The following is a 14,287-nucleotide window of genomic DNA, read 5'->3' on the forward strand; positions in this document are numbered from 1 at the left end:
CGGTAAGCATCGACCATATCCCGCTACATGCCAAGTGCTGCCCGGCTCGTCGTGGCATTGTCCGCTTGATGGACAAAAGGATACAAGGTGGGGCAGGTGGCAACGGCCGTGTGGCTGTCGGCGACAAACCAGCGGAAATGCTTTTAATTCTGGCCCGCCTCCGGTCTTTCCGGGGGCGGGCCTTTCGTTATCCGTCTGGTGGACAGCGCAGGCGGGGAGGTTGAGGAAAGTTCGTCAAAGGAATTAGCTGACCGTGCTGGCAACATTCCGGCTAGCAGGCTGAGCGCGTCGAACCATGGGTTGCGTCCAAGTAACCCGACATGTCACCGAAATAATGCGCAGCCGCCAAAAACGGGAACTTGGCGCCGGACAGTAAGCCTATCGAATGATCGAAGAATGTAAGGGGGCTTCATGTATCGTTCCAAGTTTATCGCCTTGACCACGTCCGCGATGGTCGGTGCGTTCGCCGCTTCGGCTGTGGTTCCGGCTGCACTGGCTGCTGATGGCAATCTGGTGCTCGAAGAGATCATCGTCACCGCCCGTAAGCGCCGCGAGGATGTGCAGACCGTTCCCATTGCCATCCAGGCCTATTCCTCCGAGGATCTGGCCGAACGCAATATCACCAGTCTGACCGATCTCGGCAATTCCACGCCGGGCATCACGGTCAGCACGATCACGGGCGGCACCTTCACCAACATCTATGTGCGTGGCCTGGCGCCGGCGAACTCGTCCAACGATCTGAACGTCGAAGCCAATGTCGGCCTGTTCATTGATGGCATCTATCAGACCAGCCGTAACACGGCCGACATCCTCCAGGTGGTCGAGATCGGCCAGCTCGACGTCGTGAAGGGGCCGCAGAGCGCGCTTTACGGCCGTTCCACCTTCGCGGGTGCCGTCGGCATCACCACGGCCCGCCCGGCCCGCCAGGCGGAAGGCACGGCCTCCGTCACGATGGGCACGGATAAGGATTACCGGGGCCGCGTGTCGCTCTCCAAGCCGATCATCGAGGATAAGCTCTACGCCAGCATCGCGGCGGCCTATTCCACCTTCGACGGCACGTTCAAGAACCAGAACGATCCGTCGGACAATCTGGGTGGTTATGAGAAGCGCGGCGCGTCCATCGCGTTGGAATTCCTGCCGACCGACCGGCTGACGGCCACGCTGACCGGCTTTGCGACCAAGTCGACGATCGAAAATACAGGCATGTCGCTGAACCCGATCGAAAGCCATAATTGCGGTGCCTTCAACGCCCAGAGCCAAGCCTACATGCTCTATTGCGGGTCTGTGCCGGAAGGCATGCCCATTGACCTGACGAAGGGTATCCCGGAGGCCACCTCCCGTTCCCGTCAGGCGGCCCTGGAACTGGAGTACGAGTTCGATAGTTTCTCCATCGTCAGCGTCAGCGGCATTACCAGCTCTGCCGTGACCGCCACCAACGATTATGACGTGACCGGCAATGGCAGCCTGTTCGGGGTCTGCACCGTGGGTTCCACCTGCGGGGCGACGACGGGCACCTACACGCGCACCGTGCGCGCCAATTCCACCCTTCTGAACAACGAGCAGGTGGTGACGAAGAGCCAGGAACTGCGCATCCAGTCGCCCGACGGCGACCGGTTCCAGTGGCTGGCGGGTGCCTTCTTCTTCCAGTCCAACGTGGAGTCGCAATCACGTGCCGGCACCAGTGCCGCGGGTCTGAACAGCAACGAGCGGCTTGTGCAGATGCTGCCGGGTATGCCGGCCGGAACGGGTGCCATGGCAGGTTTGGCAAACCTGCAACTCGTTCCCGATAGCAACGCCACACAGCTCCTGTCCAGCCTGAACTATCGCCAGAATGTCACGAAGTCGCTGTTCGGTTCGCTCGGCTACGAGGTTGTTGACGGGCTGCGCGTGTCCGCGGAAGGCCGTTACAATATCGATCGCAAGAGCGACCATTGCCTCATCACCTTCTTCGGCGCCTACGGCCCCTGTCCGGGTGCGCAGCCGCTGACGGCAGAGTTCAAGAGCTTCACCCCGCGCTTTACGGTGGATTACAAGGCGACGGAGGATATCTTCCTGTTCGCGTCGGCCGCCAAGGGCGTGCGGTCGGGTGGCTTCAACGCCGTGGGCGGCCTCAGCGCGGCTGAGCTGACCTTCGACGAGGAGGAGAACTGGACCTACGAAGCGGGCGTCAAGTCCTGGCTGTTCGATCGCCGCCTCATGCTGAACGCCTCGGTGTTCCGCGTGGACTGGACGAATTTGCAGATCAGCACCTTCTCCAGCAACCCGGCGGTCGTGCAGGCCATCATCACCAATGTCGGTGAGATGAAGACCAACGGTTTCGAGGCGCAGACCCAGTTCCGGGCCACCGATATCCTGACGCTGGGCGGCGGCGTCACCTATTCGGACCCCAAGTTCGGCAAGGGTGCCTATGATCCGGCCTATTCGGCGCAGTGCGGCAACCCGTCCACGGCATGCGAGATGGTCACTATCCCCGGCCGCGGCATCCAGGCATCAATCGAGGGGCACCGCCCGGCACGCTCGGTCAAGCTTCAGTACAACCTGAATGCCACCGTGGACGTCCCGGTTTCGGCGGATTGGGATCTGAGCGGCCGTGTGGATCTGAATTACATGGGCAAGTCCTACACCAACAGCCTGAACGTCACCAGCTTTGGCGAGCGGACCCTGGCTAACCTGCGGCTGGCCCTGGAAAGCGACCAGTACAGCATCGCTGCCTGGGTGACCAACCTGACGGACGAAAAGTACAACGCCAACGTCATCCAGCAGCCGCGCCTGTACTCTGTCGGTACGCAGCGCGTCATGGAAGTCTATCATGGCGAAGGCCGTCGCCTTGGTCTGACCGCCACGGCGAAGTTCTGACGCATCGGAAGGCTTGCCCGTTCCCCCCGGCCCGCAAGGGTCGGGGGGAACCCGCTTCATCTGGTTTGATCTGGCTGGAAGAACCCTGATCCATGACAGTTACCCACCTTTTCCCCTCCCTGTCCCGTCGCGCCCTGGTCGGCTCGATGCTGGCGGCACCGCTTGTCATCTCGTCGCGCGGCTGGGCCGCAGGGCCGAAGAATGTCGATGTCGTCATTGTCGGCGCCGGCCTTGCCGGCCTGAACGCGGCATCGATGCTGGAGGAACAGGGCCTGACCGTGCAGGTCGTGGAGGCATCGGACCGTGTGGGCGGCCGCCTGCGGACGGCCCGTGTCGATGGTTATCAGTCCGAACTGGGCGGCAGCGAGGTGGGTGCCCTTTACGGCCGGGTGCGGGATGCCTGTGCCCGCCACAATATCGGCCTGACCACCGATGGCGCGAAGGGCACCGATTTCCTGCTGCATGTCGACGGCACCGCCGTCCTGCCGGCCGATTGGGCCGGCTCGTCCGTCAACCAGACCCGCGGCCGCGAGCGGGAATTCCTGCCCTACATCCTGCAAAACCGACTGATGTTCGACTGGCTGCCCTTCAAGCAGACCAATGCCTGGCTCGACCCGGCCAACCTGGCCTATGACGTGTCGGCGGCCGAGCTGATGCGCTCCAAGGGCGTGTCGGAAGCGGCGATCCGTCTGGCCGATATCGACCTGAACGGCGCCAGCCTGGAGGGTGTTTCCGCCCTGTCGATCTTCCGCGACATGGCCCGTGCCCGGGTGGAAGGGTTCAACGACCCCAACAAGCCGCAATATGGCGGGGCCGCCATGGCGGCGGAACGCTCCTATATCGTCGGTGGGTCGGACGTGCTGCCCACCGCCATGGCCGCGGCGCTGAAGAACCCGGTCCGCCTGAACAGCCCTGTCATCGCCATCGACCAGACGGCCGACCAGGCCAAGGTCTTCCTGGCCACAGGTGATGTGCTGACGGCCCGTTTCGTGGTGATGGCGGCCCCGTTCAGCGCCGTCCGCCGCATCCGTTTCACACCCGGCCTGCCGGATGTACAGGCCGATGCCGTGGTCGGCGCGCGCTATTCGGCGACGACACAATTCCATTTCAAGATCACCCGGCCCTATTGGGAGCAGGATGGCCTGCCGCCGTCGATCTGGAGCAACTATGCCTTTGAACGCGCCTTCGCACTGAAAAGCCCGACGACCGGCGCCATCGACACGATGATCGTCTGGGTCAATGGCGACGGCGCCACCCGCTGGGACGATCGCGACACCAACCGGCAGGTGGAACTGGTGCTGGCCGAACTGGCGCGCATCCGGCCATCCATGGCCGGTGCCCTGGAATACAAGGTCGGCTATAGCTGGGGCCGCAACCCGTTCGTGGGCGGCAACAAGCATTTCTATGCACCGGGCCAGGTGAAGCGCTTCGCCGCCGACATGGGTAAGCCCGCCGGCCGTATCCATTTCGCGGGCGAGCATCTGCGCCGCCTGGAACATGGCATGGAAAGCGCCATGGAAACGGGCGAGGCGGCCGCCATGGAGATCCTGGAAAGGATCTGACCGGCCGCTTCCGCCCGCCTCAACAACGATATCCAACAGGGAGCAGGTCATGGACCGGCAAGAAGGCAACAAGCCCAGTGATATCATCCTTGCTTATGCATTTCCCGTGCTGGTCCTGGCGCATGACCTGCTGACCACGTTCCTGTTGCGCGCCGACAAGCTGGCGCCCATCCGCGAACAGTTGCGCGGCTGGCATTATCTGCTGGGCACGGCCCTGTTCATCATCGTGTCGATCCGGCTGTGGCAATGGTTCAAGGGCTGCGCGCCCGGCCCCCAGGCCCCGCTGCCACCGCGTGCGCGAAGCTGGGTGATGGCGGTGGTGAACACCACCTACATCCTGTTCTTCATCGCGCCGCTGCTGGGCGTGCTGGTGGTGTGGAGCCATGGCATGTCCCTGCATTTCGGCCCGATCCCGGTTCCGGCCCTGATGGGGGAGAATAGGGACGTCTGGCTGTTCACGGGCTATTTCCACTCCGGTTCCTCCACCAGCCTGCTGCTGATCAAGCTGACGGCCCTGCTGACGGCCGTGTGGATGCTGTTCCGGCATGGGCGCGGGCTGTTCTCCGCCTTTCCACGGGGTTACGGGCTTTACGCGCTGTTGAGCTTCGCCAGTTCGGTCTTTGCGCTGTCGACCTTCAAATCCTATGACCGCGGGCCGGCGGCTGTCCTGATCTTCCTGGCCATCTGTGGGGCCGTCTGGGGACTGGCCTGGCTGATCCGGCGCGGCCGGACCACGCATGCCACGGGCAGCGAGCCCAAGCGGGGCCTTGTCCCGGCCGTCATCGGCGTCCTGGCCATCGTCACCCTGGGTCTTTACGGTCCCCACATGCTGTTCCGCGTGTCGCCCCTGTCCAAGGGCCATGTCGTGGAAGCGGAGGCGCATATCACCTCACACGAGGCGCCGGTGGTCATCGAGCAACTGCCCCCCGAAACGGATTTCGAGCGCAAGGTGCGGGCTGAGACGTTCAAATGGTGCGTGTTCTGCCATACGATGAAGAAGGATGGCGCGCATCTGGTCGGCCCGAACCTGTATGGCATCATGGGCCAGCGCATCGCGGCCGTGCCCAATTTCCCCTACAACAAGGCGCTGGCGGAACGCGGCCAGGCCGGGGAAATCTGGACCGACGAGGCGATGAGCAGCTTCCTTGCCAATCCGGATGCTTTTGCGCCCGGCACCTCGATGATCATCTCCTCCGGCAACATTACCGACCCGGCGACCCGCCAGGCGCTGATCACCATCCTGAAGCGGGAAACCGGTTCCGCCGCACCTGCACCGGCGCCCGAGGCCGCACCGGCAGAGGACGAGCCGGCCGCCGGGTCGGAGCCGGCGCCGCAACCTGAAGAGTAAGCCTTTACCGGCTGCGACAAGGCAAAAGCCGGGATTGGAGAGTGACTTGTGGCGCGGCCCGTAGCGATGCGGTGCCGCGCCTGGTCGTTCCGGCCTTTGGCAACCCGTGACTGGGTCTCCGGCCCCATCCGCACAGCGGTCAGCCACCTGCCGGCCAAGTGGTCACGCGGCCTTTATCCGCTATCAGCAGGATAGCGAATTGACCGCTTCCAGAAATGGGCCAAGGACGGGAGTTTACCATGGGTTACCGCTTGGGCGTCGATGTGGGGGGCACCTTCACCGACCTGCTGCTGTTCAATGACAAGACGGGGGCCTTCTGGCGGCACAAGACCCCGTCCACGCCGGCCGACAGTTCCGTTGGCATCCTGAACGGCGTCACGGCCATCTGCGAGAAGGCCGGCATCACCCCGGCGGACGTGGAATTCTTCCTGCACGGCACCACGGTTGCCACCAATGCCGTGCTGGAAGGCAAGGGCGCCAAGGTCGGCCTGATCGTCACCGAAGGCTATCGCCAGATCATGCAGATCGCGCGCTCCTTCGTGCCGGGTGGTCTGGCGGGCTGGATCGTCTGGCCGAAGCCGGAACCGCTGGCGAAGCTGGAAGACACGTTCGAGATCAAGGGCCGCATGACCGCCCATGGTGAGGAACTGCGCCCGATCGACGATGCCGATATCCGTGCCGCCCTGGAAAAGCTGAAGGCGCGCGGTGTTGAGGCCGTCACCGTATCCCTGATGAACGCCTATCTGAATGGTGCGCATGAGAAGCGCGTGGGTGAACTGGCGGCAGAAATCCTGCCCGGCGTGCCGGTGTCGCTTTCCCATGAAGTCCTGCCCGAGATGCAGGAATATGAGCGCACGCTGACCACGGTTGCCAATGCCTCGGTCCGCCCCATTGTGGGCCGTTATGTCCGCAACCTGCGGGAAAAGCTGCGCGGCGGCGGTTTTACCGGCAGCCTGTCGCTGCTGCGTTCCGATGGCGGGTTGATGTCGTCGGAAAAGTCGGAAGAACATCCCGTCTCCCTGCTGATGTCCGGCCCGGCCGGCGGCGTGACGGGTGCCCTGTGGGTCGGTGCCAATAGCGGCATCCGTAACATCCTGACCCTGGATGTGGGCGGCACCTCCACCGACGTGGCGCTGATCGAAAACCTGGACCCGCGCCGGGTGCGCACGACGGAGGTTGGCCATCTGGCCGTCCGCGCGTCGTCCCTGGATGTGAAGACGGTGGGTGCCGGTGGCGGCTCCATCGCCTATGTGCCGGAACTGACCAAGGCGCTGCGCGTCGGCCCGCAATCGGCCGGTGCCGTGCCGGGCCCGGTGGCCTATGGCAAGGGCGGCACCTTGCCGACCGTGACCGACGCCAATGTCGTGCTGGGCTACCTGCCCGAAGCGCTGCTGGGTGGCACCTTCAAGCTGGACCGCGAGGGTGCCAAGAAGGCGGTGCAGACCATCGCCGACACGCTGGGCATTGATCTCTATGCCGCCGCCCGCGGCATCATTGATATCGTGAACGAGAACATGTTCGGCGCGCTGCGCATGATCTCCGTTCAGCAGGGTTATGACCCGCGTGACTTTGCCCTGATGGGCTTTGGTGGCGCCGGCCCCTTGCATGTCAATGCCGTGGCGCGTCTGATGGGTTCCTGGCCGGCCGTGTCGCCCGTCTCCCCCGGCGTGCTGTGCGCCCTGGGTGATGCCACGACCCGCATGCGTACCGAGACCGCCCGCTCCTTCTCCCGCCGGTTTGATGAGACGGATGAGGCGGAAGTGCTGGCCGTGCTGGATGCCATGGCCAGGCAGACCCGCGATGAGTTGCGGGCCGAGGGCATCAAGGACGAGGATATCACCAGCCTGTTCGAGATTGATGTGCGCTATGAAGGCCAGGCCTTCGAGGTGCCGCTATCCATCGACCCGGAAACGCTGCATCGCGACGGGCTGGCCGGCGTCACCAAGCGCTTTGACGATGAGCATCACCGCCTGTTCACCTTCAACATGAAGTCCGCGCATGAGTTGGTGAACCTGCGCGCCGTGGCCCTGGGCCCCGTGCTTGACCTGCCGGCGGCCGAACTGCCCGAGGGCAATGGCGATCCGTCAGCGGCCAAGATCCGCGATCATGAATTGTGGATGGACGGCAAGATGGTGCCGGCCGTGATCTATGACCGGTCCAAGCTGAAGGCCGGCGATCTGATCCAGGGCCCCGCCATCGTCATCGAAATGGACAGCACGACGCTGATCGAAGCCGGCTGCGACGGCCTGGTCGACCGCGTTGGCAATATCCTGATCAACCCGCGCTGAAGGGGAGTGTGATCCATGCCCGCACAGATCATCCAGACCAATACCACCCCCTTCAACAAGGTCACCATCGACCCGGTGACGCTTGAGGTTATCGAGAACGCCCTGCGCAATGCCCGTATCGAGATGGATGCCACCCTGGTGCGCACCGCCATGTCGCCCGGCATCCGGGAGCAGGGTGACGCCTTCCCGCTAATCGCCGACCGCACCGGCCAGATGATCGTCGGCCAGTTCGGCTCCTATATCGGTCCCTTCCTGGACGGGTATGAGGGCACGGTGGAGGAGGGCGACATGATCATGTTGTCCGACCCTTACTCCGTCGGCGGCGCCATCAGCCATCTGAATGACTGGCTGGTCCTGCTGCCCGTGTTCAAGGATGGCCGTCTGGTCGCCTATACCTCGATGTTCGGTCACCAGTCCGATATTGGTGGCAAGGTCGTCGGCTCCATGCCCATCGACGCCACCTCCATCTTCGAGGAAGGCGTGCGCATCCCGCCGGTGAAGATCTATAAGAACGGCCTCTATAATGAGGACGTGATCAAGCTGATCATGGCCCAGACCCGCATGCCGGAATGGTGTACGGCCGACCTGAACGCCCTGATCGCGTCTTGCCGCGTCGCCGCGCGCCGCGTGGTGGAAATGTGCGAACGGTTTGGCGACGATGTGTTTGCTGCCGCCACGGACGAGTTGCTGGCCCGCAATTACCGCGCCATGAAGCATCTGATCGCCACCTCCATCAGCGAGGAAAAGGTCAGCTTCGAGGATTATCTCTGCGATGACGGCCTGGGCTTCGGCCCCTACAAGATCCGCTGCACCATGCACCGTGAGGGTGACATCGTGGTGCTGGATTTCGAGGGCACCGACCCGCAGAGCCAGGCCTCGATCAATTTTCTCCTGAATGAGAACATGCTGAAGATGTTCTTCGGCATCTACATGATCATGGTCTTCGATCCGCAGATCCTGTTCAATGACGGCTATTACGATCTGATCCGGGTGAAGATCCCCGAAGGCTCGCTGTTGAAGCCGAAATTCCCGTCGGCGCTTTCGGGCCGCACCCACGCGCTGGGCCGTCTGTTCGACATCATGGGCGGGCTGCTGGGCCAGAAGACGCCGGAATTCCTGAATGCCGCCGGCTTCTCCTCCTCCCCGCATTTGTTCTATTCCGGCTATGACGCCAAGGGCCGCTGGTTCCAACTGTTCCAGATCGGGTTCGGCGGCATCCCCGGACGCCCGCTGGGTGATGGGCCGGACGGGCACTCCCTGTTCCCCGGCTTCACCAATGTGCCCAACGAGTTCCTGGAGCGCTATTTCCCGCTGGTGATCGAGCGGTATGAGACGGTGGCCGACAGTGGCGGTGCCGGCCTGCATCGCGGCGGCAATGGCATCATCATGACCTACCGCTTCCTGGAGCCGGGCGTGATCGCCATCCATGACGACCGCTGGTTTACCTCCCCCTGGGGTGTGAATGGCGGCGAACCCGGTGCGCGGGCCCGCAAGATTCTGGAAAAGCCGGACGGCACCCGGACTGTCGTCGGCAACAAGCTGGAGAACCTGACGGTTGAAGCCGGCGACCAGTTGCACTTCATCACCTGGGGCGGTGGCGGCTGGGGTGACCCGCTGGCTCGCGATCCGAAGCTGCTGGAACTGGAACTGGAACGCGGTCTGGTAACCGTGGAAGGGGCCAAGCGCTACGGGGTGGTGCTGGTTGACGGCAAGGTCGATGTCGATGCCACGCAGACGTTGCGGGAGAAGATGCGGACCGAACGTGGCCCGATCACCGAAATCTTCAACTTCGGTCCCGATATCGAGACGCTGCGCGCCAATAGCCTGGCCGAGACCGGCCTGCCGGCGCCGAAGGCTCCGGTGAAGCCGCGTCACTGGGCGGCGTAAAGCTACCTCCTTTTATCGTCGTCCCCGCGAAAGCGGGGATCCAGCGAGAGCGGCGGTAGCCGCGACATGACTCATATCGGCGCTGATTGTGCCTTAAGCTGGATTCCCGCTTTCGCTGGAATGACGGTAGAGGGTATCCCGAACTCTATCCTCAAACGGAGCCTCTCCATGGCCTTGCTGTCTCGCCGCTTATTGCTGCTGTCCATGGCCGCCACGGCGGCGCTGCCGGCTTTGGCCCAGGGGATTGCTCCCCGTCCGGCCGACCTGACGGTTAAGACCGCCACCGGTCGCGCCGTCGCCATCACTGTCTGGAAAGCCCTGGGCGCGGAGAAGGGCCGTATCCTGTTCTCCCACGGGGCCTTGTCGGCGCCGTGGAAGTACCAGCCCCTGGTTGATGTCTGGACGACGGCCGGCTACAGCGTCCATGCGCCGCTGCATGTGGACAGCACGGACCATCCCGACCGCGACAAGTTCCAGGGCATGGCAAGCTGGCCGGCCCGGATTGAGGATGTGCGGGCGCTGGCCGACCATCTGGGTGGGGATTATATCGCCGCCGGCCATTCCTATGGCGCCCTTGTCGCGCTTTGCCTGGGCGGATCGGCCATCGCCGTGCCGCCGGAGGTGAAAACACCGTTGCGTGATCCGCGCGCCAGGGCGGTGCTGGCCTTCTCCCCGCCGGGGGCCGGCATGGGCTTCATCAATCCGGGGGATTATGCACCGCTCGCCGTGCCGGCCCTGATCCAGACCGGCGACAAGGATATTCCCCCCGGTCCCGGCGGTGACTGGCGCAGCCACCTGCTGCCCTATGAGGAAGCGGCCCCCGGCGGCTATCGCTACGCCCTGGTGCTGGATGGGGTGGACCATTATTTCGGCGGTGGCATCTGCCGGCCGGAACTGCCGGGGCCGGTGCAGGCCGACCAGTTGGCCATCGCGTCGGACCTGTCGGTGCTGTTCATGCGCGCTCATGCCGGCGCTGACAAGGCCGCCCTGCAGGCTTTGACAGGCCGGTTGTCGGAAACCGGCCCGGCCCGCCTAACGGTCAAGTAGGCGGGGACGGCCGCGACGGGCGGGCTTGATCAGCCCGTCCCGGTTCAACAGGGCCAAGGCTGCACTGGCCGTCCCACGGCAAACGCCGTAATGGGCGGCCAGACCCTTTTGCGTGGTCGGCACGCCGCGCCCGGTACTGCCCAGCAATTCCCCGCGCAGCAGCATGTAAAGCCGGTAATAGGCCGGGATCATCATCACGACCTCTGGCACCCCGGCCGGCTGGTCCAGGCTGCGGCGCAGCGTTTGGCTGTCGAGGGAGAGTTGCATGAGCCGTTGAACCTGGATAGGGCGGCCTGTCCCAAGCCATCAGACAAATCCGCCACCCCCTCGGGTAGATGGGGGTGGCGGCAAGGGAGGGAGTGACAGGACCCCGCCGCTCAAGGCCGGGTGGCCATGGCGGCACCACGCGCGGGGTGTCAGGCCCGCGCGATCTCTTCTATGGTGCTGTTGTAGCGTTCCTTCGTATCCGCCTCGGCCGCCTCGCGGGCTTCCTTGCGCATCAGATAGAACAGGCGTTCCAGGAAATCCTGGCGCCAGGCTTCGCGGGCCTCCAGCGCTTCCTGGTCCAGCACCAGCTTTTCGATCCCGTCGGCCAGATCGATGCCCTGGGCCTTGGCCACGCGCTCAATGCTGTCGACGCGGTCGTGCAGCACGGACATCTCGTTGGCCATGACCATGATCATCGAGATGGCCTGATCCAGACCGGGCGCATCATAGAATTGCGGGCGCTTGCCCTTGGCGTCCTTGACGACATGGGGGCGGTCGGCGGTCTTGGTCATCAGGCGGCATCCTTGGTGGCGATGGTCTGGGGCTTCTGGGCGATGAAGACTTCCCAGCCGCCGCCCGGCGCATACTCGCCGGCGGTGAATTCACGTTCGGCCACGGCACTGGCGGCGTCCTGGCTATAGCCGGCGGCTTCGCTGGCGGCGAATTCCATGACGGCCATGGGGGCAGTGTCGAACCTGGCATCGGCCCGGTCGAAACCGGCCTTTTCCGCCAGATCGAACTGGTCCATGTCGCGCATGGCACCCCAGAACGGCTCGTTATTGTACCAGGTCTCGTTATCCAGGATGAATTGGGTGAACGGGTCCATCAGGTCGAACGGCGGCAGATCGGCATGGATCATCAGCCCGCCCGGTGCCAGCAGCCGATGGCATTCCTTGAAGATGCGCGGCATGGCCTTGGCCGATGTCTCGTGCAACAGGATATGGCTGACCACCAGATCGAAATGCCCGTCGGGGAAGCGCGTCTCTTCCGCGTTCATCTGCGCGAAATTGACCTCCAGCCCCAACCCTGCCGCGCGGGCATGGGCATAGCGCACGCAAGGGCCCCCGACATCGATGCCCCAGACTTCGGCATCGGGGAACAATTCCTTATAGGGCAGGGTGGCATGGCCGACGGTGCAGCCCATGTCCAGGATGCGCTTGGGCTTGAAGTCCGGCATCCGGCGCTTCAGGTAATTACAGACCGACCGGCCCATATCGTCATTCAGCGGCCCCATGTAGCCCATGGCGTACAAATACACGCCCCGGTCATACAGGGCGCCGGCGCTGATGTCGTTCTCGGCAACCTCGGTGGCATAACCGCCGGGCATGCAATGGATATCCAGCGCCGTGATATAGCGCGGCACCTCGAAATTCTCCGGAATGTCGAGCTTGGCCTTGGTCTTGGCCGACAGTTCCGCCGCCTTCTCGATCAGTTCCGGCAATTCCCGGTCCACCGACAGGTTGGTGGCTTCCCACAGCAATTCCTGCGCGATACGGTTGGCGGCGGCGTAATGCTGGAAATAAAGATCGCGGACCATGCCGGCGCGGATATCGCGGCGGTCGGCCGGCGCGCGACCATGCTCGCGCTCAAAGGCCGGGGCCACCCGGTTCTTATAGATCGGGGTCAGGCCCGGCAGCAGTTTCTGCTGGATGAAGCCCTTGAAGCTCTTGGTGAACTCCTGGCGAGCCGCCTCGTCATGCGTCTGGCTTGGCAGTGCTGGATGGGGCTGTTGCTGGAACGTGTTCAACATGGGCCTTACCCGTTCGCGGTTGAGGTTGCCTTGGCCCTCATTGAAGGGCCGGAAGGGGGGTGGGGCAAAGGTGCCCGCACGCCTATGACCACCTAGTGGATGTAACCGGCCTTGACCATTTCCCGGCCGAACGCTTCCGCGTCACAGTCGCTCCCGCAAACAGACGAACGGGTGCCCGACCAGTGGTGCCCGGTGGACCGGAACCATGGGAGAACGGGATATGAGCGGACCAGAATTGACGCGGCGCCAGAGCTTTGGCCTCGCCGCTGCGGCAGCAACGGTGGGCGCCGTCGGCATTGGGGCCGGCGTGGCCCGGGCCGCGGTGCCGTCCTTCCAGACCAAGATCGACTTCAAGGACCCGAAATGGAACCGGGATGCCTATATCCGCCTGGACGCGGATATCGACCCGACCAAGGAGAAGATCGGCTGGTTCCGCGGCAATGTCTATGGCGTGCGTGACAACGAGCCCGTGCGCACCCTGTTCATTCTGGACGGGTTCAGCTTCGTGCGCACCAAGCGGCTGGAAGACGGTTCCTATCGCCGCATGCTGCGCGAGATCGGTTTCTACCGGGATGCCAAGACCGGGGAGATCATGAAGACCTGGCACAATCCTTATACCAACGAGGATGTGCGCGTCGTTCCCATCGCCAACGACCCCTACAATTACACGATCGGCGAGTTCCGCCCGCAGCCGCCTTCCTATGGCGGGCTGAACAAGGACAAGCCGCCGCCGGAGCCGTTCCTGCTGGACTGGCGCCATGGCCCGGATGACACGGTGATCCTGACCACCGACATCCACCTGTTCTATCCCAACGCCCTGCAGCCCGACAAATGGGTCCGCGAATCCGCCGGTGCCTTCAACCGGGTGTCGGAACTGTTCACCTATGTGGTCAAGCGCAAGGATCTGGAAAATCCGAAGGCAACCCATGTGAAATGCGTGGGGTCGTGGTCGCGCATCACGCCCTGGCTGCCCTGGATGCTGATGGGCCAGGCACCGGGCCATATCTCCTATTTCTGTAGCTTCGGCGCCTATGACAGCGTCGACGAAATTCCGGCGGACATGCGGGAGGCCGCCCGCGCCATGGATCCGAAATGGCTGGCCGCCCCGACGGAGGATTATGGCCCGTCCCTGTCCAGCATCGAGAACTATGCGCGCGAACAGACTCCGGCCCCGGTTCCGGCCGGCTGGACCCCGCCGCAGCCCCCGCCGCCGCGCACCCTGCCGCCGGCCGCGGCAAAGTAAGCGGATGAACGGGCGGGCGGGCGCGAGGGTGCCCGCCCG

Annotated in this window: 10 protein-coding genes; 7 read left to right on the forward strand and 3 right to left on the reverse strand. The window is 64.0% G+C overall.

All coding sequences use genetic code 11. From position 1 onward, the window contains the following. Nucleotides 1-411 precede the first annotated feature (411 nt). The 6 genes from ABC728_RS05095 (at nt 412) to ABC728_RS05120 (ending at nt 10,988) form a co-directional block, all read left to right on the forward strand. Entirely contained in the window at nt 412-2,856 is a 2,445-nt protein-coding gene (locus ABC728_RS05095) for a TonB-dependent receptor (RefSeq protein ID WP_416620645.1), read from the forward strand. Between the two features lie 92 nt (nt 2,857-2,948). Then, nucleotides 2,949-4,418, forward strand: a complete 1,470-nt coding sequence (locus ABC728_RS05100) for a flavin monoamine oxidase family protein (protein ID WP_416620644.1) — start codon at nt 2,949-2,951, stop codon at nt 4,416-4,418. 49 nt (nt 4,419-4,467) lie between these two features. Then, nucleotides 4,468-5,766, forward strand: a complete 1,299-nt coding sequence (locus tag ABC728_RS05105; protein WP_416620643.1) for a c-type cytochrome — start codon at nt 4,468-4,470, stop codon at nt 5,764-5,766. Between the two features lie 239 nt (nt 5,767-6,005). Then, nucleotides 6,006-8,054, forward strand: a complete 2,049-nt coding sequence (locus ABC728_RS05110) for a hydantoinase/oxoprolinase family protein (protein WP_416620642.1) — start codon at nt 6,006-6,008, stop codon at nt 8,052-8,054. 15 nt (nt 8,055-8,069) lie between these two features. Further along, nucleotides 8,070-9,941, forward strand: a complete 1,872-nt coding sequence (locus tag ABC728_RS05115; protein WP_416620641.1) for a hydantoinase B/oxoprolinase family protein — start codon at nt 8,070-8,072, stop codon at nt 9,939-9,941. A gap of 168 nt (nt 9,942-10,109) precedes the next feature. Then, entirely contained in the window at nt 10,110-10,988 is an 879-nt protein-coding gene (locus ABC728_RS05120; protein WP_416620640.1) for an alpha/beta hydrolase family protein, read from the forward strand. On the opposite strand, the gene ABC728_RS05125 is transcribed toward ABC728_RS05120, so the two are convergent. The 3 genes from ABC728_RS05125 to ABC728_RS05135 all read right to left on the reverse strand — a co-directional run bounded on the left by ABC728_RS05125 (nt 10,974) and on the right by ABC728_RS05135 (nt 13,005). After that, entirely contained in the window at nt 10,974-11,255 is a 282-nt protein-coding gene (locus ABC728_RS05125) for a hypothetical protein (RefSeq protein WP_416620639.1), read from the reverse strand. The two genes, ABC728_RS05120 and ABC728_RS05125, sit on opposite strands and share 15 nt — an antisense overlap. A gap of 149 nt (nt 11,256-11,404) precedes the next feature. Next, the gene (locus ABC728_RS05130) at nt 11,405-11,767 is read right to left on the reverse strand and encodes a hypothetical protein (RefSeq protein WP_416620638.1); all 363 of its coding nucleotides are present in this window, start codon (nt 11,765-11,767) and stop codon (nt 11,405-11,407) included. Then, the gene (locus ABC728_RS05135; protein ID WP_416620637.1) at nt 11,767-13,005 is read right to left on the reverse strand and encodes a class I SAM-dependent methyltransferase; all 1,239 of its coding nucleotides are present in this window, start codon (nt 13,003-13,005) and stop codon (nt 11,767-11,769) included. Before ABC728_RS05135 ends, ABC728_RS05130 begins: the two co-directional genes overlap by 1 nt. Before the next feature lie 220 nt (nt 13,006-13,225). Here ABC728_RS05135 and ABC728_RS05140 point away from each other — a divergent pair, with 220 nt between their 5' ends. Further along, the gene (locus tag ABC728_RS05140) at nt 13,226-14,248 is read left to right on the forward strand and encodes a DUF1838 family protein (RefSeq protein ID WP_416620636.1); all 1,023 of its coding nucleotides are present in this window, start codon (nt 13,226-13,228) and stop codon (nt 14,246-14,248) included. Nucleotides 14,249-14,287: the final 39 nt, after the last annotated feature.

The organism is Niveispirillum fermenti, from assembly GCF_052474395.1.